This is a genomic window from Gordonia spumicola, from assembly GCF_009932475.1.
Lineage (GTDB): Bacteria > Actinomycetota > Actinomycetes > Mycobacteriales > Mycobacteriaceae > Gordonia > Gordonia spumicola.
Genome location: NZ_BJOV01000005.1, coordinates 199,312 through 223,665, shown reverse-complemented (window position 1 = coordinate 223,665; position 24,354 = coordinate 199,312). Strand labels below are relative to the sequence as shown.

The 24,354-nt window shown below is 67.9% G+C and carries 15 protein-coding genes and 1 pseudogene; 5 read left to right on the top strand and 11 right to left on the bottom strand.

Annotation, left to right across the window (positions count from 1 at the left end):
• The first annotated feature begins 44 nt into the window (after window positions 1–44).
• A pseudogene (locus tag GYB83_RS12305) lies at window positions 45–1,285 on the top strand (IS3 family transposase).
• A 64-nt stretch (window positions 1,286–1,349) separates the two neighbouring features.
• On the opposite strand, the gene GYB83_RS12300 reads toward GYB83_RS12305, so the two are convergent.
• From GYB83_RS12300 to prpD, 4 genes are read right to left on the bottom strand one after another with little or no spacing between them, the layout of a single operon-like run.
• Window positions 1,350–4,739 carry a pyruvate carboxylase gene (locus GYB83_RS12300; RefSeq protein WP_161895802.1) on the bottom strand — a complete coding sequence of 1,130 codons (3,390 nt, stop codon included), beginning with the start codon at window positions 4,737–4,739 and terminating at the stop codon, window positions 1,350–1,352.
• 46 nt (window positions 4,740–4,785) lie between these two features.
• A complete protein-coding gene (locus GYB83_RS12295; RefSeq protein WP_161895801.1) occupies window positions 4,786–5,937 on the bottom strand; it encodes a bifunctional 2-methylcitrate synthase/citrate synthase in 1,152 nt (383 codons plus the stop codon).
• Window positions 5,934–6,860 (bottom strand): methylisocitrate lyase, encoded by a 927-nt coding sequence (gene prpB, locus GYB83_RS12290; RefSeq protein ID WP_161895800.1) that lies wholly within the window; start codon window positions 6,858–6,860, stop codon window positions 5,934–5,936. Before prpB ends, GYB83_RS12295 begins: the two co-directional genes overlap by 4 nt.
• Complete coding sequence (gene prpD, locus GYB83_RS12285) at window positions 6,860–8,362, bottom strand: 2-methylcitrate dehydratase PrpD (protein ID WP_161895799.1); 1,503 nt, start codon at window positions 8,360–8,362, stop codon at window positions 6,860–6,862. Before prpD ends, prpB begins: the two co-directional genes overlap by 1 nt.
• A 121-nt stretch (window positions 8,363–8,483) precedes the next feature.
• Between prpD and GYB83_RS12280 the strand changes: the two genes are divergently transcribed.
• Window positions 8,484–9,881: a short-chain fatty acyl-CoA regulator family protein gene (locus GYB83_RS12280; RefSeq protein ID WP_161895798.1), complete on the top strand. Its 1,398-nt coding sequence runs from the start codon at window positions 8,484–8,486 to the stop codon at window positions 9,879–9,881.
• Window positions 9,882–9,913: 32 nt separating this feature from the next.
• On the opposite strand, the gene GYB83_RS12275 is transcribed toward GYB83_RS12280, so the two are convergent.
• A complete protein-coding gene (locus GYB83_RS12275; RefSeq protein WP_161895797.1) occupies window positions 9,914–11,416 on the bottom strand; it encodes a PucR family transcriptional regulator in 1,503 nt (500 codons plus the stop codon).
• 92 nt (window positions 11,417–11,508) lie between these two features.
• Between GYB83_RS12275 and GYB83_RS12270 the strand changes: the two genes are divergently transcribed.
• Both GYB83_RS12270 and putP read left to right on the top strand, forming a co-directional pair.
• On the top strand, window positions 11,509–14,946 hold the full coding sequence (locus tag GYB83_RS12270) for a bifunctional proline dehydrogenase/L-glutamate gamma-semialdehyde dehydrogenase (protein ID WP_161895796.1): 3,438 nt from the start codon (window positions 11,509–11,511) through the stop codon (window positions 14,944–14,946).
• Between the two features lie 179 nt (window positions 14,947–15,125).
• Complete coding sequence (gene putP, locus GYB83_RS12265) at window positions 15,126–16,697, top strand: sodium/proline symporter PutP (RefSeq protein WP_161895795.1); 1,572 nt, start codon at window positions 15,126–15,128, stop codon at window positions 16,695–16,697.
• Here putP and GYB83_RS12260 read toward each other — a convergent pair.
• Entirely contained in the window at window positions 16,638–17,831 is a 1,194-nt protein-coding gene (locus tag GYB83_RS12260) for a PucR family transcriptional regulator (protein ID WP_161895794.1), read from the bottom strand. The two genes, putP and GYB83_RS12260, sit on opposite strands and share 60 nt — an antisense overlap.
• A 120-nt stretch (window positions 17,832–17,951) precedes the next feature.
• Between GYB83_RS12260 and GYB83_RS12255 the strand changes: the two genes are divergently transcribed.
• Window positions 17,952–19,451 (top strand): flavin-containing monooxygenase, encoded by a 1,500-nt coding sequence (locus GYB83_RS12255; RefSeq protein ID WP_161895793.1) that lies wholly within the window; start codon window positions 17,952–17,954, stop codon window positions 19,449–19,451.
• Between the two features lie 68 nt (window positions 19,452–19,519).
• Here GYB83_RS12255 and GYB83_RS12250 read toward each other — a convergent pair whose 3' ends face one another.
• From GYB83_RS12250 to GYB83_RS12230, 5 genes are all read right to left on the bottom strand, one after another.
• Window positions 19,520–20,527, bottom strand: coding sequence for an alpha/beta hydrolase (locus tag GYB83_RS12250; RefSeq protein ID WP_161895792.1), 1,008 nt, complete (start codon window positions 20,525–20,527; stop codon window positions 19,520–19,522).
• 36 nt (window positions 20,528–20,563) lie between these two features.
• Window positions 20,564–21,805: an Ig-like domain-containing protein gene (locus GYB83_RS12245; RefSeq protein WP_161895791.1), complete on the bottom strand. Its 1,242-nt coding sequence runs from the start codon at window positions 21,803–21,805 to the stop codon at window positions 20,564–20,566.
• A 22-nt stretch (window positions 21,806–21,827) separates the two neighbouring features.
• Window positions 21,828–22,508, bottom strand: coding sequence for a hypothetical protein (locus tag GYB83_RS12240; RefSeq protein ID WP_161895790.1), 681 nt, complete (start codon window positions 22,506–22,508; stop codon window positions 21,828–21,830).
• Window positions 22,509–22,544: 36 nt separating this feature from the next.
• Entirely contained in the window at window positions 22,545–23,213 is a 669-nt protein-coding gene (locus GYB83_RS12235; protein ID WP_228461443.1) for a hypothetical protein, read from the bottom strand.
• A 140-nt stretch (window positions 23,214–23,353) separates the two neighbouring features.
• Entirely contained in the window at window positions 23,354–24,292 is a 939-nt protein-coding gene (locus GYB83_RS12230) for a hypothetical protein (RefSeq protein WP_228461440.1), read from the bottom strand.
• Between the last annotated feature and the right edge of the window lie 62 nt (window positions 24,293–24,354).

The following is a 24,354-nucleotide window of genomic DNA, read 5'->3' as shown; positions in this document are numbered from 1 at the left end:
CGGGTTTGATGGAGACAGGTTTGACCGGAAGGGACACTTGTTTCATGCCTCGCCCATCGAAGTACTCACCCGAGTTGCGGGACCGTGCCACACGCATGGCCATCGATGCTCGGAAGGATCCCGAGACCGCGCCCGGAGCTCTGGCCCGGATCGCTAAGCAACTCGACATCAACCCCGAAACCCTGCGGAACTGGGTCCGTCGCGTCGAAGACGGCCAAGCCGAATCGCCTGGGATTGAAACGATTTCCGATATTGAGCGGATCCGCTTGTTGGAGAACGAAGTTCGAGAGCTGCGTCGGGCGAACGAGATCTTGAAGACGGCGTCGGCTTTCTTCGCGGCCGAGCTCGACCGGCCACACCGCTGATCGTCGCCTTCATCGATCAGCACCGACATCGATGGCCCGTCGAGGCGATCTGCACCGCTCTGACCGAGGCTGGCTGCGCGATCGCGCCATCGACTTATTACGCCGCCCGCACCCGGCCACCGTCGGCCAGAGCAGTGCGAGACGAGTACCTCAAGACCCAGATCATGCGGGTCTATGAGGCCACCGGCGGAATCTACGGACAACGCAAGATCCGCGCCGCACTGCGCATGGAGGGGATCACCGTAGCCAAGTGCACTATCGAACGACTATGCGCTGACCTGGGGATCCGGGGCGTCGTGCGGGGCAAGTTCCCACGGACCACCCGCCCGGCACCGGAAACGGCGCGTCCGGCCGATCTGGTCGACCGCACATTTCACGCTGACGCGCCGAATCAGCTGTGGGTTGCCGACATCACGTACGTGCGGACCGAGGTCGGATGGGTGTACGTAGCGTTCGTGTTGGACGTGTTCTCCCGGATGATCGTCGGGTGGCAGACCTCGACCCGCATGTTCGCTGACCTCGCGATCGACGCCCTGGCGATGGGATTGTGGCTGCGCCGGCGGTCCGGTCAAGACCTAACCGCGCTGATCCATCACTCCGACCGCGGGGTGCAATACCGAGCCATCCGCTACACCCAGGCCCTCGATGAAGCCGGCGCCATCGCCTCAGTCGGCTCGCGCGGGGACTCCTACGACAACGCGATGGCCGAAGCCCTGAACTCGTTGTACAAGCACGAGCTGATCTACAAGAAAGGACCGTGGACAAGCACCAACGCCGTCGAGATCGCCACCGCCGAATGGGTCCACTGGTACAACACCACCCGCCTGCACTCGGCCTTGGACTACCAACCACCCGCCGCGGCCGAAGCCGACTACTGGACCCAGAATCGGGCCCGCGAACTCACCTCACAGAACAACTGATCGGTCTCCAACAAACTCGGGTCTTGACAGTCCGTTGGTGAGCCGGACCGCGGGCAGACGGAGCTCAGCCGAGTTCCAGCAGGAGGTCGCCCGGCGACACCTCAGTCGCGGTGGTGAACACGACTCGCCGAACCGTTCCCGCCGTCGGACTCGTGATCGACGCCTCCATCTTCATCGCCTCGATCGTCGCGACGACGGCGCCCGCGGCGACGGTGTCACCGACGCTGACCGTCACCGACACGACACCGGCGAACGGTGCTCCGATGTGGTTCGGGTTGCTCTTGTCCGCCTGCTCGGCGGCCGCGACGACAGCGTCCACACCGCGGTCCCGGACGAACACCGACCGCAGGTGACCGTTGACCGTCAGCAGGACGGTACGGACGCCGGTGTCGTCGGGCTCACTGATCGCCTCCAGTGAGATCAGCAGGTCGACGCCCGAACGCAGCTTCACCCGATGCTCCAGACCGGGCTGCAGTCCGAAGAAGAACTGGTGCGCCGGAAGCTTGGACGTGTCGCCGAACGTCGCCAGATGGTCGAGGTAGTCGGCCGTCGGACCGGGGAACAGCAAGCGGTTCAGCGCCTGCCTGCGGACGGTTCCGCCCGTGGTCAACGCATCGAGATCGTCCGCGGTCAGTTCGGTCACGACACTGCGGCGTTCCCGCCCGGCGAGGACGAGTGATCGCAGCGGCTCGGGCCAACCAGCGGCCGGCTCGCCCAGTTCCCCGTTGAGGAAGCCGATCACCGAGTCGGGGATGTCGTACGCCGCCGGATTCGCCGCGAACTGCTCGGCGGTCACGCCCTGCGCGACGAATGCGACGGCCAGGTCGCCGACCACCTTCGACGACGGTGTCACCTTCACCGGACGCAACAGCAGTTCGTTGGCCGCAGCATATGCGTTCTCGACCGCCTCGAAGCGATTGCCGACACCGATGGACGTCGCCTGCTGTCGCAGGTTCGACAGCTGTCCGCCGGGGATCTCGTGCGTGTACACCCTGCCGGTCGGCGCGGGAATGCCCGACTCGAACGGCGCGTACTCGCGGCGGACCGCCTCCCAATACGGCTCCATCGAGCACACCGCGCTCAGGTCGAGACCGGTGTCGTACTCGGTGTGCGCGGCCGCCGCCACGATCGCCGACAGGGACGGCTGACTCGTCGTCCCCGCCAATGCGGCACTCGCACCGTCGACAGCATCCGCACCGGCTTCCCACGCCGCGAGATACGTCGCCAACTGGCCGCCGGGCGTGTCGTGGGTGTGCAGGTGGACCGGCAGATCGAAGTTCGATCGCAGCGCCGACACCAGGGTGCGAGCCGCGGCCGGACGGAGCAGGCCTGCCATGTCCTTGATCGCGAGCACGTGCGCGCCGGCGTCGACGATCTGCTCCGCCAACCTCAGGTAGTAGTCGAGCGTGTAGACGTCCTCCGCGGGGTTCGCGAGGTCGCCGGTGTAGCTCATCGCCACCTCGGCCACCGTGGTGCCGGTCTCCAGGACCGCGCCGATCGCCGGGCGCATCGCGTCGACGCTGTTCAGGGCGTCGAAGATGCGGAAGACGTCGATGCCGGTGTCGGCGGCCTCACGCACGAACGCCGTTGTCACATCCGTGGGGTACGGGGTGTAGCCGACGGTGTTCTTGCCGCGCAGCAGCATCTGCAGGCAGATGTTCGGGATCGCCTCCCGCAGGCGCGCCAGCCGATCCCACGGGTCCTCCTTCAGGAACCGCAGGGCCACGTCGTAGGTGGCGCCTCCCCAGCACTCCACCGACAGCAGCTCCGGTGTCGTCGCCGCGACATACGGGCCTGCGACAGACAGTCCGCTGGTCCGGACGCGTGTCGCCAGCAGCGACTGGTGAGCGTCGCGGAACGTGGTGTCGGTGACCGCCAGAGCCTTCTGCTCGCGGAGCGCGCGTGCGAATCCGGCGGGGCCCAGCTCGTCGAGTCGCTGTTTGGAACCGGCGGGCGGTGCCGCGAGGACCGACCGGTCGAGCGCGGGCAGCTTGGTGTGCGGGTGGACCGGCGTCGGCAACTCGCCGTACGGCTTGTGCACTGTCACATCCGCCAGATACGACAGCAGCTTGGTGCCCTTGTCGTCGTCGATGCGCGCGGTGAGCAGTTCGGGCCGGTCCTCGATGAACGACGTCGTGATCCGGCCCGCACGGAAGTCGGGGTCGTCGAGCACCGCCTGCAGGAAGCTGATGTTCGTGGTGACGCCGCGGATCCGGAACTCGGCGAGCGCACGGCGTTCTCGTCGGACAGCGGTGTCGAAGTCGGCGCCGCGACAGGTCAGCTTCACCAGCATCGAGTCGAAGTGTCCGGTCACCTCGCTGCCGAGGGCCGCGGCGCCGTCGAGCCGGACGCCCGCGCCACCCGGCGCACGGTACGCGGTGACCTTCCCGGTCGCCGGGCGGAAGCCCGCCGCCGGGTCCTCGGTGGTGATGCGACACTGCAATGCGGCGCCGCGGATCGCGATCGTGTCCTGGCGCAGACCGAGGTCGGCGAGCGACGCTCCCGCCGCCACCCGCAACTGCGCGGCGACGAGGTCGACGTCGGTGATCTCCTCGGTGACCGTGTGCTCCACTTGGATGCGCGGATTCATCTCGATGAAGAAGTGCTGTCCGCGTTCGTCGACGAGGAACTCGACGGTACCCGCACACGAGTAGCCGATCTGGCGCGCGAACGCGACGGCGTCCGCGCAGATCCGTTCCCGCAGCGCCGGGTCGAGGTTCGGCGCAGGCGCGATCTCGACGACCTTCTGGTGTCGTCGCTGCAGGCTGCAGTCGCGTTCGTAGAGGTGGACGACGTCGCCGTACGAGTCGGCGAGGATCTGCACCTCGATGTGGCGGGGATTCACCACCGCCTGTTCGAGGAACACCGTCGGATTGCCGAACGCGGCGGCGGCCTCACGCGACGCCGCGCCGACGGCGTCGGCCAACTCCCCGATCTCGCCGACTCGACGCATGCCACGGCCACCGCCGCCGGCGACGGCTTTCACGAACACCGGGAAGGTCATGTCGACGGCGGCGGCGAGCAGGTCGTCGACATTCGACGACGGTGCGGATCCGGCCAGGACCGGCAGTCCCGCCGCACGGGCCGCGGTCACCGCCTGCTGCTTGTCGCCGGTGAGGTGCAGGACATCGGCGCTGGGACCGACGAACGTGATGCCCTCCCGTGCACATGCCGCCGCGAGGTCCGGGTTCTCGGAGATGAACCCGTAGCCGGGGTACACCGCGTCGGCACCGCATTCGCGCGCCACCCGCACGATCTCCTCGACGTTCAGATACGCCTGCACCGGATGGCCGGGCTCGCCGATCTGATACGCCTCGTCGGCTTTGCCACGGTGGATGCAGTGCCTGTCCTCGGCGGGGTAGACGGCCACGGTGCTCGCACCGAGTTCGTACGCCGCTCGGAAGGCGCGGACCGCGATCTCGCCGCGGTTCGCCACCAGGATCTTGTCGAACATGAAACTCTTCGCTGCCTCTCTCGAGCAGGTGGGCTGGACGCCGCTCTCAGGCGGGAAGCGGGCGCTGTTGCGGTCCCGAGTAGGCGGACAGCGGCCTGATCAGGGCGTTGGACGCGGCCTGCTCCATGATGTGAGCGGTCCACCCCGTGATGCGACTCATCACGAAGATCGGCGTGAACGCACCGATGTCGAAGCCCATCAGGTGGTAGGCCGGGCCGGTCGGGAAGTCGAGGTTCGGGCGGATGCCGGTACGCCCGACCATCACCTGTTCGAGTTCCCGGTAGATGCCGAGCCACTTGTGATCGTCGAGATGATCGGCGACGTCGACCAGCGCGTCGTACATCGTCGGGACGCGCGAGTCGCCGTTCTTGTACACGCGGTGCCCGAAGCCCATCACCTTCTCCTTGGCATCGAGCTTGGCGTTGAGCCAGTCGGCGGCGCGTTCGGGACGGTCGATGTCGATCATGTCGTACATGACGGCCTCGTTGGCGCCGCCGTGCAGCGACCCCTTGAGGGCGCCGATGGCGGCGGTGACGGCGCTGTACATGTCCGAACCTGTCGACATGACGACGCGAGCGGCGAACGTCGACGCGTTGAAGCTGTGCTCGGCGTACAGCACCATCGACTTCTCGAATGCACGCACGATCACCGGGTCGGGGACCTCGCCGAAGCACATGGTGAGGAAGTTCTCGGCGTACCCGAGGCCATGGTGGGGTGCGATCGGATCCAGACCGCGGCGACGTCGCATGTCGGCGGCGACGATCGTCGGGAGGATCGCATACATGCGCTGGGCCTTCGCCATCAGCGCCTCCGGACCGGTAGCGTCCTCATCCGGGTCCTCGGTTCCGAGGTAACTGATCATCGTCCGGACGACGTCCATCGGATGGCAGGTGTCCGGCGTGCGGGCGAGAACCGCCTGGGCGGACCGGTCGAGACGTCGGGCCGCTCGCTCCCGCTGCACGAACTGCGCCAGCTGGAGATCGTTGGGGAGCTCGCCGTACCACAGCAGGTAGGCGACTTGCTCGAACGAGCAGTTCGCCGCCAAGTCCTGCACGGCGTAGCCGCGGTAGGTCAGCGAGTTGGTCTCGGGCACCACCTTCGACACCGCCGTGGTGTCGACGACGACACCCGCCAGTCCCTTGTAGATCGTCCCTGTGGAGATCGTCGCTGTGCTCTCGGCTCCGGCGGTCGTGCTCATGGTCGCTCCCCTGCGGTCGAGTAGGTGAAGAGGTTCGTGTCGAAGGCGTTGTAGTCCGCGTAGCGGAGGTGCTCGTAGAGGCGGGACCTGTGCTGCATCTTGTCGAGCAACGTGGCCTGGGTGCCGTCCTCGGCGATCGCGGCGAGCCCGGCCTCCACGGCGCCCATCGCGAGTCGGAGCGTCGTGACCGGGTAGATCACCGCGTTGTAGCCGAGATTGCGCAGTTGATCGGTGGTCAGCAGTCGCGACTTGCCGAACTCGGTCATGTTCGCCAGCAGCGGCGCGTCGACGGCGGCCCGGAACTGGGCGAACTCGCCCGCATCGGCGAGCGCCTCGGTGAAGATGAGGTCCGCGCCGGCGTCGACGTACGCCTTCGCCCGTTCGACGGCGGCATCGAGCCCTTCCACTCCGCGGGCGTCTGTCCGAGCGCACACGATGAAGTTCCGATCGCGACGGGCGCCGACCGCCGCGGCGATCCTGCGGATCATCTCCTCGGCCGGGACCACGTCCTTGCCGTCGAGATGCCCACAACGCTTGGGATTCACCTGGTCTTCGAGGTGACAACCGGCCAGGCCGGCGTCTTCGAGCACGGAGACAGTCCGCGCCGCGCTCATCGGCTCGCCGAAGCCGGTGTCCGCGTCGATGAGGGTCGGCAGTTCGGTGGCTCGCGCGATCGCGCCACCCCGCGCCGCGACCTCACTGAGCGTCGTCAGTCCGATGTCGGGCAGTCCGAGATCCGCGGAGAGCGCGGCGCCCGAGACGTACACCCCGTCGAAACCGGCGTCGGCGACGATCTTGGCTACCAGCGGGCTGAACGCACCCGGCCATCGCTGCAGTTCGCCCGAGTCGAGTCCCGCGCGAAGACTCGCGCGCTTCTCGGCGTCGGTGGCCCTCGACGTGAACAGGCCCGTCGCGTCGCTCATCAGAGGATGCCCTCGCCGGTAGCGGCGGCCGAGTCGAGCACGGAGTCGAGCACGCGGACGTTGAGGCCCGCGAGGTCCCCCGGCTGTGCGGTCTCCAGACCGGTCGCGGCTGCGACGAATCGCGCCTGCTCGGTCGGGTCGACGACGCCGTCTGCCATCCGTGCGAACTTCGCGAGGTACTGCTCGCGGGCGAAAGGACGTGCGCCGAGCGGGTGCGCGTCGGCGACCGCCAGTTCGTCTTCGATCACCTCGCCGCTCTTCAGGGTCACGACGGCGCGCGCTCCGAACGCCTTCTCGTTCGGGTCGGCCGAATGGTAGCGACGCGTCCACTCCGGGTCCTCGACCGTCGAGATCTTGTGCCACAGTTCCACCGTGTCGGGGCGAGCAGCGCGCTCGGGAGCGTACGAGCGCTCGTGATCCCACTCGCCGTCCTGCAGTGCGACGGCGAAGATGTACATCACCGAGTGGTCGAGCGTCTCGCGGCTGGCGGTCGGATCGAACTTCTGCGGATCGTTCGAGCCCGTGCCGATCACGTAGTGCGTGTGATGGCTGGTGTGCAGGACGATCGACGCGATCTGGTCCAGGTCGCCGATGCGGTCGCGCATCCGTCGGGCCAGGTCGATCGGCGCCTGACTCTGGTACTCGGCCGAATGCTCCTTGGTGTAGCTGTCCAGGATCGCGCGCTTGCCCTCGCCCGCGGCGGGCAGCGGGATCGTGTACGAGGCGTCCGGGCCGCCCAGCAGCCACGCGATGACGCCGTCCTCGCCCTCCCAGATCGGGGCGGGTGCGCCTTCGCCGCGCATCGCGCGGTCGACCGCCTCGACGGCGATCTTGCCCGCATGGGCGGGTGCGTACGCCTTCCAGCTGGAGATGGCGCCCTTGCGGGACTGGCGGGTCGCCGTGGTCAGGTGCAGAGCCTGCCCCACGGCCTGGTAGATGGTGTCGACGTCGAGTCCGAGCATGGTGCCGATGCCTGCGGCCGCCGACGGTCCGAGGTGTGCGACGTGGTCGATCTTGTGCTCGTGCAGGCACATGCCGCGGACCAGGTCGATCTGGATCTCGTAGGCGGTGGCGAGACCGCGGATCAGGTCGGCTCCGGATGCCCCGGTCCGCTGTGCGACGGCCACCAGGGGCGGGATGTTGTCGCCGGGGTGCGAGTACTCGGCGGCCAGGAAGGTGTCGTGGAAGTCGAGTTCGCGGACAGCGACTCCATTGGCCCAGGCGGCCCATTCGGGTGCGAACGCGCCGTCGACGCCGAACACCGTCGAGCCGCCGTCGAGCGGACGGGTCAGCGCTTGGCGACGGGCACTGGTGACGGGACGACGAGCCACCGACGCGGCGCTCACCGCGGCGTTGTCGATGATGCGGTTGACGATCATCTCGGCGGTGTCGGCGGGCACCGCGACGGGATCTGCGGCGACCTGAGCGATCTTGTACGCGAGATGCTCCTCGATCGGGAACTCTTCGGCGCTGCGGCGGGTACGGACTTCGTGATCAATCATGGTTCGCACCGTACGCATCCGCGATCGAACTCCGAAAGGCCTGGCAAATGCGTATTTGTGCGTAGATTTTCCGACAGTTCTGCGAATGTTGCGGATGCGTAGGCACGGTAGTGTTCAGCTCATGGCGAAGACTTTCGTGGGAGCTCGACTCCGACGGCTGCGCGCCGATCTGGGCATCAGCCAGGCGGCGTTGGCTCGTCGACTCGACCTGTCGACGACGTACGTCAATCAACTCGAGAACGACCACCGGCCGATCACCGTGGCCGTCCTGCTGTCGTTGACGTCCACGTTCGACCTGCCCGCCGACTACTTCGCCGATTCCGGCGACGCACGCCTGACCGCGGATCTCACCGACGCGCTCCTGTCGCACGGGGACGAGGTCGACCGAGCCGAGATCACCGAACTCGTCTCCCGGATGCCGTCGATCGGACGGACGCTCGTCGGCCTGCACCGCAGGCTGTCGGCCGTGACCGCGGAGTTGGAGAACCATCATTCGCACGACACGACGATCAGCACGGAGTCGCCCGTCACGCCGTTCGAGCAGGTCCGCGACTACTTCTACGACCGCCGCAACTACGTCGCCGACCTCGACCTCGCCGCCGAGCAGATGTTCGCCGACGCCGGACTGACCGTCGGCGGTCTCGACCTGCAACTGGCCCGACTCCTCGACGACAGGTTCGGCATCCGAACCGTGATCGCGTCGGCCTCGACGGCGAAACGACGGTTCGACCCCGAATCGGCGACCCTGACGATCGCCCGACACCTGAGCGCAGGTCAACGCGCGTTTCAATTGGCGACGCAGCTGGCGCTGACGGCGCATCGGGCCGACATCGACAGGCTCGTCGCGCAGGCCCCCGGCCTCGCGGACGCCTCCCGACCGGTCCTGCGCGTGGGCCTGGCGAACTATTTCGCCGGCGCGCTGGTCCTCCCGTACACGGAGTTCGCGGCGGCCGCCCGCGAGTTCCGCTACGACGTCGCCCTCCTCGCACGGCGCTTCGAGGTCGGCTTCGAGACAGTCTGTCACCGACTGTCGACGTTGCAGCGTCCAACCGACCGCGGCGTCCCGTTCATCTTCGTCCGCGTCGACCGGGCCGGAAACATCTCCAAACGGCAGTCCGCGACGGCGTTCCACTTCTCGCGCGTCGGCGGCAGCTGCCCACTGTGGGTGGTCCACGACGCGTTCACCACGCCCGGACGGATCCTGACGCAGGTCTCGGAGATGCCGGACGGGCGCAAGTACTTCTGGCTCGCGCGCACCACCGACGCGTCGCCCGACGGACATCTGAGCATCGGCGGCGACTTCGCCGTCGGTCTCGGCTGCGACCTCACCCACGCCGACGAACTCGTCTACGCCACCGGAGTCGATCTCGCCGAAGCGCGGACTGTCGTGCCGATCGGCGCAGGCTGCAAGGTGTGCGATCGACCGGCGTGCCCGCAACGCGCGTTCCCGATGCTCGGGCACGGCATCGCCGTCGACGAGACGATTACCGACGCCGTCCCCTACCGCCCGTCACCCTGAGACCCGCGGGATCCCCGAGCGGAGTCGAGGACTCAGAGCAAAGCCAGTTGAATGCTCGTCAGGAGACGGTCGGCGGGATGGTCGAAACGGAGGCCGGACACCTGCTGAGCACGGTCGATGCGATAGCGCAGAGTGTTCGCGTGGACACCGACAGCCGCCGCGGCGTCGCGGACGTTGCCGTGCGCGTCGAGGAACGCGCGGACGCTCTCGACCAGCGCGGACGAGTGGTCGGCGTCGTAGGCGACGAGGTCGGCGATCCGCGGGTCGACCAGGTTGTCGCGGCCTCGTAGTACGTCCAAGATCTCGCCGAGCAGGACCGCCGTCCGGGCCTGCGCCAGCGTCGTCACTCGGGCCCCGTCGGGCGACGCGAGCGTCGCGGCGACCACCCGATCCACCTCGACGCGCGCCGAGGCGACGGCGGCGAGGCCGTCCACCGGGAACACCACGCCTGCCCGGAGCCGATCATCGAACCGGCCGACGAGTGTCCCGGCCCACCGCGCGATCGGCTCGACCGACGACGCGGGAAGCAGGATATAGGCTCGGTCGCCGATCACGCTGGTCAGCGCCGACGCGGCGAACGCGCTCGCATGCAGGCGCAACGGTCCCGCGAGGGCGGCGGTCCCCTCGTCGTCGAGGCCGCCGAGACCCACGACGACCGACTGCTCGTCGACCGGCCACCTCAGGTAGGCGCCCGCCGACGACGCGTCGATCCCCCCGTGCTCGCCGAACAGTCGCTGCAACAGTTGGGCCTCGGCCGACGGCGATTCGAGTTCGCGCGTCAGGATTCGTGACGCGACGGCGGCCGCGCCCGTCAGCACCTCGGCCGATTCGTCCGAGAGCTCTCGCGCGCCCTCCTGCACCCAGATCGACCCGAGATGACGGCCGCCCCCGCCGTGAACACCGATCACGAGCCGTCGGCGCATCGACTCCTCCGGATGCGCGGGCACGTCGACGACCTCGCCGCCGCGGCGGATCGCGTCGAACACTCCCCACCTGCGCAGCAGGGCGAGGTACGTCGGTGGCCCCTCCCGCCCGAGGATCGTCTGCACGCGCAGGTCGTCGGCCTCCCCGTTGGACGACGAGTACGCGAGCACCTGCGCGCTCGTCGCGTCCTCGATCGACACGAGGCCGCCGGTCCCCTGCGCCACCAGTGCGACGAGGGCCGCGAGGTCGATGTCGGACTGTTCGTCGCCGATGCGGTCGAGGGCGCCGTCGACCAGGGCGAGCACCCGGTCCCAGCGTGCTCGACGGTGCACGCCGACCACGCTGACGCCGAGTCCGTCGACGTCGTCGGCGGCGAACGCCTTGGTCAGCACCACCACGGGAAGGGCCGCCGAACGCGAGAGCCACGAACGGGCCGCGGCCGCGTCGACGCCCACCAGGAGCACCGCGTCGGCCCGAACGTCCGACTCGAGATCGTCGCTGTCGACGATGGCGACGCTCTCGACGGTCGCCGACCGATCGGCTATCGCCGACCATGCGACCGCGGTGTCCAACGCGTCGATCAGTTCGCCCACGGACAGTTCGCCAGCCATACCTGAAGAATAGGACGATCCGACAAGAATTTGTCGGCAGTCTTGTGAATTCGCACGAGGAACGCACGCAGTCGGAGGCCTGTAATACTTCCATGACCACAGCGCACGAATCGAAGCCCGCCACCGCGACCGCTGAACTGTCCGATCTCGCCGAACGGTCACGTCATCAGGTCGACGCCTGGCTGCGCGCCGCCCAGGCCACCGCGACCAAGCCGCACGCCTCCGCACAGCGCCTGGCCGCCGTCCTGTCCGACCCGAAGGGCCTCGACTTCACCGTCGGCTTCGTCGACCGCGTGATCGGCACCGAGGACACCCGTGCGGCAGGCGAGGCGCTGGCCGAGATCGTCGAGAACGCTCCGGCGTCGCTCGGCGCGCTCGACAAGCTGCAGATCCGTTCGGGCGCCGCGCTCGCCCGAACCTTCCCGAACATCGTGATCCCCGCGGCCCGTGCGCGGATGCGCTCGATGGTCGGACACATGGTCGTCGACGCCCGCGAGAGGCCGTTCGCGAAGGCCGTGAAGACGTTGCGCGCCACCGGACACCGTCTCAACGTGAACCCGCTCGGCGAGGCCGTCCTCGGGGACGCCGAGGCCGACAATCATCTCGAGGACGCGCGTTCGCTGTTGCGTCGCGACGACGTCGACTACGTGTCGATCAAGGTGTCGTCGATCGCGTCGCAGATCTCGATGTGGGCGTTCGACGAGACCGTCGACTACATCCTGGAGCGTCTGACGCCGATGTATCTGGAGGCCGCGGCGGCTCCGGCTGGCTCCAAGTTCATCAACCTCGACATGGAGGAGTACCGCGACCTCGACCTGACGATCGAGGTGTTCGCCCGGCTCCTGTCCATGCCCGAGCTGAAGGACTACGAGGGCGGCATCGTCCTGCAGGCCTACCTGCCCGACGCGCTCGGCGCGATGCAGCGACTGGCGGCGTTCGCCACCGAACGAGTCGCCGCGGGCGGTGCGGGCATCAAGGTCCGCCTGGTCAAGGGCGCGAACCTGGCGATGGAGACCGTCCATGCCGAGACCGCGGGTTGGCCGCAGGTGACGTGCGAGTCGAAGGCCGCCACCGATGCCAACTACAAGCTCGTCCTGCACTGGCTGCTGACGCCCGAGAACATGCGCGGGCTCCGCGTCGGCGTCGCCGGACACAATCTCTTCGACATCGCCTTCGCCCACCTGCTGTCGGACGCGCGCGGCGTCGCCGACCGCGTCGAGTTCGAGATGCTGCAAGGCATGGCGACCGAGCAGGCCGAGGTCGTCAGCGCCGACGTGGGCCGACTCCTGCTGTACGTGCCGACGGTCAAGCCCGCCGAGTTCGACGTCGCGATCTCGTACCTCGTCCGCCGACTCGAAGAGAACGCCGCGTCGGAGAACTTCATGTCCGGCATCTTCGACTTGACGCCCGGCAGCGCGATCTACCGTCGCGAAGCGGATCGTTTCACCACCGCCGTCGACGCGCTCGCCCGCCGACTCGAGGCGCAGGGACACACCGCCCCGCTCCCCAACCACCGGCAGGACCGCGCCCTCGAGGCCGCAGCCGAACCCCGGACGTTCGACGACGCCCTGCCGCCGTTCACGAACGAACCCGACACCGACCCGTCGCTCCCGGTGAACCAGGCCTGGGCCCGCGACGCGATCAACCGAAGCGCGCAGCCCGGCTGGCTCGACGCCCAGCCCGTCCCCGCGTCGCTCGCCGAGGCCGACGTCGACGAACTCGTCGCCACCGCGCGCGCCGCCGCCGCCCGATGGGCGGCCCGGCCCGCGGCCGAACGCGCGGCGCTGCTCTACGCGACCGCCGACATCCTCGCCCGCAAGCGCGGACACCTCGTGTCGATCGCGGCGGCCGAGGCCGGGAAGTCGGTCGCACAGTCGGACCCGGAGATCTCCGAGGCCATCGACTTCGCTCGGTACTACGCCCACCAGGCCCTCGAACTCGACTCGGTCACGAACGCGGCGTTCACCCCCGACCGCGTGGTGGTCGTGACGCCGCCGTGGAACTTCCCGATCGCCATCCCGGCGGGCGGCACGTTCGCCGCACTCGCCGTCGGCGCCGCCGTCATCCACAAGCCCGCCGCCCCGACACCGCGGTGCTCGATGGCCGTCCTCGAAGCCCTGTGGGAGGCCGGCGTGCCGCGCGACGTGTGCGTCGGCGTGTTCCCCGACGAGGGACCCGCGGGCAAGAAGCTGATCAGCCACCCCGACGTGGACCGGGTGATCCTGACCGGTGCGTCCGACACCGCGGCGCTCTTCCAGTCGTGGCGTCCCGACCTGCAGATCAACGCCGAGACGTCCGGTAAGAACGCCCTGATCGTCACGCCGTCCGCCGACCGCGACCTCGCCATCGCCGACCTCGCCCACAGCGCGTTCGGCCACGCCGGACAGAAGTGCTCGGCAGCCTCGCTCGGCATCCTCGTCGGCAGCGTCTACTCCTCGGAACGGTTCCGCAGGCAGCTCGTCGACGCCACCCGGTCGATGGTCGTCGACTGGCCGACCAACCTGTCGGCCACCGTCGGTCCGCTCACCGAACAGCCCAGCGACAAACTGCTCCGCGCGCTCACGACTCTCGAGCCCGGCGAGACGTGGCTGCTGAAGCCACGACAGCTCGACGACACCGGCAGGCTGTGGTCGCCCGGCATCAAGGACGGCGTGAAGCCCGGCTCGTTCTTCCACCTCACCGAATGCTTCGGACCGGTCCTCGGGCTGATGCGGGCCGAGGACCTCGATGAGGCGATCGCCCTGCAGAACGCCACCGACTTCGGCCTCACCGCGGGCCTCCACTCGCTGGAGACGCGCGAGGTCCGGACATGGCTCGACCGCGTCGAGGCGGGCAACGTGTACGTCAACCGCGGCATCACCGGCGCCATCGTCCGACGACAGTCGTTCGGCGGATGGAAGCGGTCGTCGGTCGGCCTCGGGTCCAAGGCCGGCGGACCGAACTACCTGATGCTGCTCGGCACGTGGTCCGACACGACCGCCGTCGCCGGTCGGGAATGGCTCGACGCGGCGATCGCCGACGACGCACGCGTCGCGGCCGCCGAGTTCACCACCGGTCGCGACGAGACGGGCCTGACCGCCGAGGCGAACGTGTTCCGCTACCGTCCGACGCGGAGCGTTCTCCGCATCGGAGCCGACGCCGACGCCCACCACGTGGCCCGCGTCGTCGCAGCCGCCGATCGCGTGTCGGCCCGCGTGCGGATCAGCGTCTCGCCCGACGTCTCCCCCGCGGTCGTCGAGGCCCTCACAGCCACCGCGTTCCCCGTCACCAAGGCGGACGACGAGGCGTTCGCGGTATCCGTCGCCCGCATCGACGAACCCCGCGTCCGCACCGTCGGCTCCGTCGACGACCGCATCCGCGCCGCGATCGCCCAGCGCCCGGACGTCGCCCTGCTCGACGACGCCGTCACCGCATCCGGCCGCGTCGAGTTGCGCTACTGGCTCGTCGAACAGGCCGTCTCGATGACGCTCCACCGTTTCGGCAACCCGAACCGAGCCTTCAACGATCTCGCCGCCGACCTGACCCGCTGACCGCGTCGTGCGTTAGCTTCGTCTGCATGAACAAAGAGAGGAGCATCAGTTCGTGCATTTCCACATTTGCTCCCCCTCGGCGACCATGCAGAATTCCTGAGCAGATGCTGTGGATCACATACGCTCCAGTTGAGTGACCCGGCTCGTACGCTCGCACCGACCCCTGAGAGGCAGACTCGATGTCCCTAGCGTCATCCCTGGAGACCGGCGGAACCACGTTCCAATACGCCGCCATCATCCTGTACTTCGCGGCCATGCTCGGCATCGGCTACTACGCGTACCGGAAGACGAAGAACGACCTCGACGGCTACATGCTCGCCGACCGCGGCCTCAAGCCGTGGATCGCGGCCCTGTCCGCCGGCGCGTCGGACATGTCCGGCTGGCTGCTCATGGGCCTTCCCGGCGCGATGTACGTGTCGGGCCTGTCCCAGTCGTGGATCATGATCGGCCTGCTGATCGGCGCGTGGGCCAACTGGCGTCTCACCGCGCCACGACTGCGGGCGTACACCGAGGTCGCGGGCGACTCGATCACCATCCCGAGCTTCTTCGAGACCCGTCTGCGCGACAACACCCGCGTCCTCCGCATCACCTGCGGCGTGATCATCCTGGTGTTCTTCACGTTCTACGTGTCGAGCGGCATGGTCGCGTCGGGCAAGTTCTTCGACAGCGCGTTCGGCGTCGACTACAAGCTCGGCATGCTGATCGTCGCCTGCGTGACGATGCTGTACACGCTGTTCGGCGGGTTCCTCGGCGCATCGCTGACCGACGTCGCCCAGGGCATCCTCGTCGTCGTCGCCCTCCTCGCCGTTCCGATCATCGGCATCATCAACCTCGGCGGCATCGGCGAGACGATCGACGGGGTCCGCTCGGTGAACCCCGACGATCTGAGCTTCTTCGCGGGCACGTCGTTCGTCGGCATCGTCTCGGCCGCCGCATGGGGCCTCGGCTACTTCGGGCAGCCGCACATCATCGTCCGCTTCATGGCACTGCGCACTCCGGGCGAAGCCGGCACTGCACGCCGCATCGGCATCGCGTGGATGTTCGCGTGCGCACTCGGCGCCGTCGGCACCGCCCTCGTCGGCATCGCCTACTTCGCCAAGCACAAGGCCGACGCCCCCGCGGACTCTGAGACCGTCTTCCTGTCGTTGTCGAGCATCCTGTTCCACCCGTTCATCGCCGGGCTCGTCCTGGCCGCGGTGCTCGCCGCGATCATGTCGACCATCTCGTCGCAGCTCGTAGTCTGCTCGTCGGCACTCATCGAGGACCTGTACAAGCTGGTCGCGGAGAAGACCGGACGCGGCAAGGACCTCAGCGACATCACCTACGTCCGCCTCGGCCGCCTCGGAGTCCTCGCCATCGCCGTCATCGCCGCCCTGCTCGCGATCTCGCCGTCGAACAGCATCCTCGATCTCGTCGCCTTCGCCTGGGCCGGCTTCGGTTCGGCGTTCGGCCCCGCCATCGTCCTGTCCCTGTACTGGCGCAAGCTCACGACCTGGGGTGCGCTCGCGGGCATCGTCACGGGCGCGGTGGTCGCGTACGCCTGGGGACAGAGCTGGCTCAGCGCCGACATGTACGAGATCGTCCCCGGCGTGGCCGCCAGCTTCGTCGCCGCGATCGTCGTCAGCCTCGTGACCTACAAGCCGAATCCGCAGATCGACGCCGAGTTCGACGCCGCGAAGGCCCTCGCCAAGTCACGTACGCCATTCCAGGAGGTCCAGAGCGACAGCGACATGGAGGGCGTTAACGCTTAGCGGGACCGGCAGGAGCGCGTCCGCGCGAGCCAGCCGACGGACCACCGTGTTGCGGTGCGTGTACAGCTTGACCGCCGTCTCCGCCGCATTGCACCCAGACGCGAACCACGTCCTGACACATGTCAGGACGTGGTCGTCTGCGTTCCTCAGGTCGCCGAGCGTCGTCTCGACGAACTCGTCCGCGGCCGACGGATCCTCGCCGAGCAGCGTGACCAGGCGCAGGTCGTCGAAGTGCGCGATCCGCCTCGACGAACCCACGCGGGCGATCACGCCGCGCACCGACAGCGCCTCGAAGTGGCTGCGGCGGAATCCGTCGAGGTCGACGCCGGACGAGCCGACCGCCATCCGGATACCCGGGTGACGCTCGAGCGCGGCGTCGGTCGCCACCGTTGCGGTCGGCAGCCACACCCACAGTTCGGCGGCCCCGGCGACGACTGTCAGGCGCCTGGTGACCTCGCTCGCCTCCATGAGGGCCTCACACGCCACTTCCAGCTCGTCATGGGCGATACCGGTGTCGCCGCTGAGGATCACGGCGGTGTGCGGACCGTCCAGCCGGTACCTCAGCTGACTCTCCGCTCGCTCTCGACTGATCGGCGCGCCCTCCAGCACCAGTGCGACCGCGACACGGCGTTGCGCGTGCGTGTCGCCCGCGAGTTCGGCCCGCGCGGCGTCGATCAGTTCGGCGAGGCGTTTGACGGTGTCGTCGACGAATGTCGCGATCGACGCCGACGTGACCTGCAGCAGTTCCCGCAGCACCACCGGGTCGTCGGTGAGCGCGAAGCAGATCTCCATCCACAGATGCCACGCGACGTTCTGCGCGGTGCGGAAGGAGTCGAGCGACCCGGCGTCCAGCCCTCGCCGCGCCAGATCGCGGATGTAGGTCTCGGCCTCGGCTCCGACGTTGACCGGTACTCGCGCGCCGGGGTCGGCGGCGTTCGCGGTGGCCCAGTGCCGGAGATTGCCCTCGTTGATGCGCAGCGCGACCTCGAGCAACGTCGGATCGCTGGTGATCACGTCCATCCCCGCGCCGCCCAGGACCGCGGAGTCGACCTGCTTCAGCCATTCGGCCGGCGCGTCGAGGACTATTTGAACGCCGGTTCGAATCAGGTCCGCTACCTCGGGCGACGGTCTCATGTGGTCGATTATGCACCTCGAAGTCGCAGATCCTGAATCACTTCAACACTTGAAATATCCGACTCTGACAACAATCATTGGTAACAACGATCATTGGATTCAACCGAAACGGATCAGCACATGCCCAGCGACGCCATCCTGACCGACGCCCCGCTCGACGTCCTCATCCTCGGAGCAGGCATCTCCGGTATCGGCGCGGGTCACTACCTGCGCACCGAACACCCTTCGAAGAGCTTCGCGATCCTCGAGTCACGACCCCGGCCCGGCGGAACCTGGGACCTGTTCAAGTACCCCGGCATCCGGTCCGACTCCGACCTCAACACCTTCGGGTACGAGTTCAAGCCGTGGCTCGACCCGCAGGCCATCGCCGACGCCCCGCGCATCGTCGACTACCTGCACGAAGCGATTAGCGAGGACCGCCTCGACGAGAAGATCGTCTACAACCGCCGCGCCGTCGGCATGGACTGGTCCGAGCCCGATCAGCTGTGGAACGTCACCGTCCGACGGACCGACTCCGACGGCGACGACGACGCTTTCACCGTCCAGGCGCGCTGGGTGTTCGCGGGCACCGGCTACTACAACTACGACGAGGGTTTCACACCCGAGTTCCCGGGCCGCGAACGGTTCACCGGGCGGATCGTTCACCCGCAGCACTGGCCCGAGGACCTCGACTACCGCGGCAAGAGGGTCGTGGTGATCGGCTCCGGAGCCACCGGCGTCACCCTGGTCCCGTCGATGGCGGACGACGCCGCCCACGTCACGATGCTGCAGCGCACCCCGACGTATGTGATCCCCGTGCCCCGCGAGGACGTGATCTCCGACGCCATGAAGAAGGTCCTCGGCGAACGACGCGGCTACGCCCTCAGCCGGAAGAAGAACATCCTGCAGCAGAAGGCGCTCTACAACTTCTGCCAGAAGTACCCCCGCCCGGCACGCGCGATCATCCGCGGCATCAACAAGGCGTTCCTCCCCCGCGACTTCGACGTCGACACCCACTTCAACCCGCCGTACAACCCGTGGGATCAGCGTCTGTGCGTGGTCCCCAACGGAGACCTCTTCAAGGCGATCAAGAAGGGATCCGCGTCCATCGAGACCGGCCGCATCGCCACGTTCACCGAGACCGGCATCCTGCTGGAGGACGGGCGCGAGCTGTCGGCCGACATCATCGTCACCGCCACCGGCCTCAACCTGCAGTTGTTCGGCGGCATGGAGATCACCGTCGACGGTGAGCCCGTGAACTTCGCGGACACCACGGCATACCGCGGAATGATGCTCTCGGGACTGCCGAACTTCGCGATGGCGATCGGCTACACCAACTCGTCGTGGACCCTGAAGGTCGGCCTGCTGTGCGAGTACTTCTGCCGCGTCCTGTCGTACCAGGACGCGAACGGCTACACCTCGGTCCGGGCCGTCGAACCGGAGGGCCTCGAGAAGCGTCCGCTGCTCGACTTCGGTGCGGGATACGTCAAGCGCGCCCTCGACCGCCTGCCCAAGCAGGGCACGGTCAGCCCGTGGACGATGACGATGGCCGTCGCGTCGGACGTCAAGCAACTCCGCAACGGTGAGATCGTCGACGAGTTCCTCGACTACCGCAAGGCCCCCGCCACCGCCGTGGTCTGACCGTCCTCCCACGCCGACGACAGAGGCGGTGCACCCCATCCGGGTGCACCGCCTCTGTCGGTGTCAGCTCACTTGATCGCGTCGGCGATCTGCGGCCACGAGTAGTGCAGTTCGCGCTCCCAGTAGCCCCACGAGTGGGTGCCCGCGGGACGGATCTTGACCGTCGCCGGGATGTTCAGCTCCTTGAGGCGCTGTGCCATCTGCTGGGTGCACACGTTGGTGACGGCTTCGATGCCGCCGCCGACCGCCACGCGGTCGGCGAGGACCACCCCGTCGCCCGCGCTGCTGCCCGGCTCCAGCGATTCGTCCTGACCGGGCAGACCCGAGTTGGACGACAGGTAGATCTTGGTGCCGCGGAGCTTGGCGGCCTGCAGGAACGGATCGTTGTCCTTCCAGCCCTGGCCGTTGTACGGGCCCCACATGTTGCGGGTGTCGGCGCCGCCGCGGTCCTCCACGACGATGCGGATGTAGCGCTGGCCGAGCGGATCGCTGGTCCGCGCGCACCCGCTGTACGACGCGGCCATCTTGTACAGCCCCGGCTTCGCGATCGCGAGATTGAGAACCGACGTGCCCGCCATCGAGATGCCCGCGATGGCGTTGTTCCCGGTGGTCTTCAGCTCCTTGTCGAGCAGCGGCGGGAGTTCCTCGGTGAGGAACGTCTGCCACTTCTGGACACCGAGCTTCGGGTCCGCCTTCTGCCAGTCGGTGTAGTACGAGAACGCACCCTTGAGCGGCGTCACCACGTTCACGTGCTTGTTCTCGAAGAACGACGTGTAGTAGGTGCGGTTGGCCCAGCTCGCCGAGTCCTCGCCGCCGCCCGCACCGTTGAGCAGGTACAGGACGGGGGCCGGCTTCGTACGATCGGTCGGCCGCAGGACGTCCAGCGGGATGTCCTTGTCCATCGCCGCCGAGTGGACCGTGATCACGTCACGATGGTCCGTCAGCGGGTTGGTGTCGACGATGTACGAACCGGTGGGCGCCGGCTCGGCCGAGACGACGGCCACCGGAGCAGTGGTCGCGACGAGTGCCGCTGCCGCTGCGATGAGCGCCGTCCGGGCCGATCGGGTGAACTTCATGACTTCTCAATCCTTGAAACGTGGGGGTGCGTACTGCTACTTGAAGAGGCCGCCGAGGCTGCCCGTGTCGAGACTTCCGTTACCGCCGCTTCCCGGGTTGGTCGTCGTCGGATCGGTGGTCGTCGGATCGGTCGTGGTCGGATCGGTCGGCGTGACCTTCGGTGCCACCGTGACGTTCTTCGTCGTCGACTGGCTGCCGATCACGGCCTTGAGCGCGACAGCGCCCGACGCGTTCGGCGTCCACGAGCAGGTCACCTTGTGGTCGGAGCCGAGCTTGAGGTTCGAGCACAGGTTCGTGCCGTTGGCGGTCAGCGCGACGGCCGAGCCGACCGCTGCGTCCGACTCGATCGTGATGGTCGTCGCCTGATCGAGCTTCGGCGCGTTCGACAGGGTGATGATCGGGGCTCCGGGCTCCGGATCGGGATCCTTCGGCGTCACGGTGCCACCGATCGACGACGACGAACCCGCGAGCGTCGCGGTACCCGAGTAGACGGCCTTCAGGGAGTACGCGCCTTCGTTGGCAGGCGTCCACGAGACCGATGCCTTGCCGTTGACCACGTCTGCGGTACCGATCGACGTGCTGTGGTTGAAGAACTCCACCGTCCCGTCGGTGACCGTCGAATCACTCGAGATCTTGGCTGTCACCGTCGACGGATCGCCCACCTTCGGCGCGGGGGTCACGGAGACCGACGTGGTGGTCGCAACCTTCTGCGGCGGGGTCTGGACCTTGATCGCCGGGCCCTTGCCTTGCCAGATTCCGTCGCCGAGCGAACCTCCGTAGTGCACGGTCCCGGTGGCGAGGTTGACGCCCGTCGGGCAGTCGGCTCCGACGGTGTAGGCGACGGAGATCGTCCGCTTCTCGCCGAGCCCCGAACCGAGTCCCGGCACCCGCCACGCCGTCGTGCCGGACGAGTCGAAGCGGACGCTGCCGAGGGATCCCGCAACGGCGTCGTCGACGGTGACGTTCTTGGCGGGCGAACTCGTCGAGTTCTGCCACTTCGCGCTGCCCGGAACGTAGGTCAGGCAGCCGTCTTGGATGTCCTTGTAGTTGTAGATGTCCTCGAACGACCAGCGCCGCTGGAACTGCGTCGTGACCGTGATGACGTCGCCGATCTTCGGATTCGCGTCGCTGACCGTGCGGTAGTAGTAGCTGTCACCGCTCCACCAGTCGACGGCGCCGACCTCGGCGGACGCACTGCCGGGCACCGCGGACAGTCCGCTGATGAGACCGGCCCCGGCGCCGGCTACGGCGATGATCTTTCGTGCTGTGCTGTTCATCTGACTTCCTTGTGGTCGTTCGTCAGCCGAAGAGGCCGCCGAGGCTTCCGGTGTCGAGGCTTCCTGTTCCGCCGTCGTCGGGGTTGCCGCCGCCGGGGTTCCCGCCGCCCGGCGTGGTCGTCGGATCGACGACCGGCGGCTTCGCGACGGTGATCGTCGGTCCCTTGTCCTGGTACGTGCCGTCGCCGAGGGAGCCGCCGTAGTGCATGGACGTCTGGCCGGGCACACCCGTCGCACAGTCCTGTGTGACGTAGTACTGCGACGACACCGACTTCTTGGAGCCCCATCCGCTCGTCCAGTTCCACTGGACGACCCAGGCGACCTTGCTCGGCGCGTAGATCTTCAGGAACGACTGCTGCCCCACGGGCTGCCGGGTCTGATTCTCAACCTTGTCCGCGGGCGAGGGGGAACCGCCCCATCCCGCACTCCCCTCGATGTAGCGCAGGCAGCTCGGCACGAGGGTCTTGATCTCGTAGATGTACTCGTCGCTCGCCTTGCGCTGGAAGTTGATTCCGATGGTGATGGTGTCGCCGACCTGCGGGGTGGTGTCGCTGACGGTCATCTCGAACTTCGAGTTGCCGTGCTCCCAGTAGGTCAGCTGCGAGGCCGCGGATGCGTCGCCCGCCGAGACGAGTGCGCCCGCCGCCGCGATCGCACAGGCGCCCGCAGCGACGCCGAACCGGTGAATTGTCGTGTGTGTCATGTTCGAGTTCTCCAGAATGCTTGTCGTCGATCGGCTTCAGGACGAACCGAACAGACCGCCGAGGCTGCCGGTGCTGAGGCTGCCGGTGTCGCCGATGTCGCCGGGGTCGATGCCTCCGCCGGACTTCTTCGTCACGGTGATCGCCGGGCCGATGTCGTTGGCCTTGGTACCGCCGATCAGATTGGTCGACGTGGTCTCGACTCCACCTGTGTTCAGGTCACCGGGGTCACAGGCGACGATGTAGTCCTGGCTCCACACGAGCGGGGTGGCCTGCCACGAGGACGCGCCCGACGCCTTGATCTGCACCCATCCGTCCCCGGTCGTCACCTCGCTCGGCTTCTTGGTGCCCGCACCGTCGGGATTGTTCGTGTAGGTGCCGCCGGACACCTTCCAGACCGATGTCTGATCAACGGGCTGGAGGCATGACGGGTGATTGTCTCGAACGCTGTAGATGAGCCATCCGAGGGTTCGGGTCACCGTGTTCGTGATCGTGATCCGCGACCCCGTCGGGATCGAGCCGCCGACGAGGTCGTCGCCCGACACGGTCCGGCTGATGGTGGCCGCGTTGGTCGACCCCTTGCCCGGCCCCACCTCCTCGGCCGACGCGGCACCGGCTCCGGCAATGCCCGCAGCGGCCAGGATCCCGGCCGTTGCGGTGACGGCGGCGAGCCTACGGGTGACTGTGCTGGTTACGTGGACGTTCATGATTCGTTGCTCTTCGTCTTTCGGGGAGGGAGGGAGGGAGGGAGTTCGGCGACACGTCGGTCCCGCGCGCACCGGGCGTCGCCGACCCGGGCGTCAGATTGTGGCGGCCACGCGTGGCGCCGCACGGAGATCGTGGAAGGTCAGCTTCCCGACAGCCCGCCGAGGCTGCCCGTGTACGCGCTTCCGGTGTCCAGACCGGGCAGGCCGCTGACGCTGCCGCCGGGGCTCTCGCTGACGTGCACCTTCTGCACGATCGTCGTCGGGTTCGAGCCGCCGACGACCGCCCGGACCGTGTAGTCCCCCTTGCGCTTGGGCACCCACGTGCACGTGACTCGCCTGTTCGCGTCGAGAGTGAGATTCGCGCAGCCGTCCACGATCGCCCCGTCGATGGTCAGGTCGACCGATGATCCGGGTCGGCCCTCGGGGTGCTTCACCGTGATCTGCACGTCGTTGGCGGCCATCGCGTCGGTCGGGTTGATCGTGATCGAGGGCCGCCCCGCGATCACGGTCAGCATCGGTCCGACATAGGGCCGCGTGCTGCCGGATTCGCCGACCCAGGTGGAGTCCCATTCGAGGCCACCCGAGTTGAGCGGTCCGAGTTCGCAGCTGCTGCCCACGAGGTAGTCCTGAGTCCAGATGAGCGGGTCGGCCTGCCACGAATTCGCCGCGGGCGGATCGATCATCGCCCATCCCGGACCGGAGCTGAACTCACCGGGAACCTTGGTGCCCGGACCGTCGAGCCTGTTCGTGTAGGTCTTGCCGTTCACCGTCCACGTGGAGGTGTTCGGCACCGCCTCCAGACAGGTCGGGTGGGTGTCCTTGACCCAGTAGATGAGCCACGCACCGAATCGAGTCAGCTTGTTCGTGATGGTGACGACATCGCCTCGCTCGACCTCGCCGCGCACCAGGGTCGGCCCGTCGACCGACCGCTGGAACGATGCGGCATCGGACTGTCCGGACACGGGGCCGACGACATCCGCATGAGCGGCGGGCGGCGCCCCGACGAGCGATGCGGCGACCGCGGTGGTGACCACCGCAGTCGCCGCACGGCGGACGAGGGCGTTCGGGGACGTCTTCACGTGCACCTGCTCCTGTGTTGATCGATCGAACGAGAGATTCACATCACCGTACGGTCACCAAC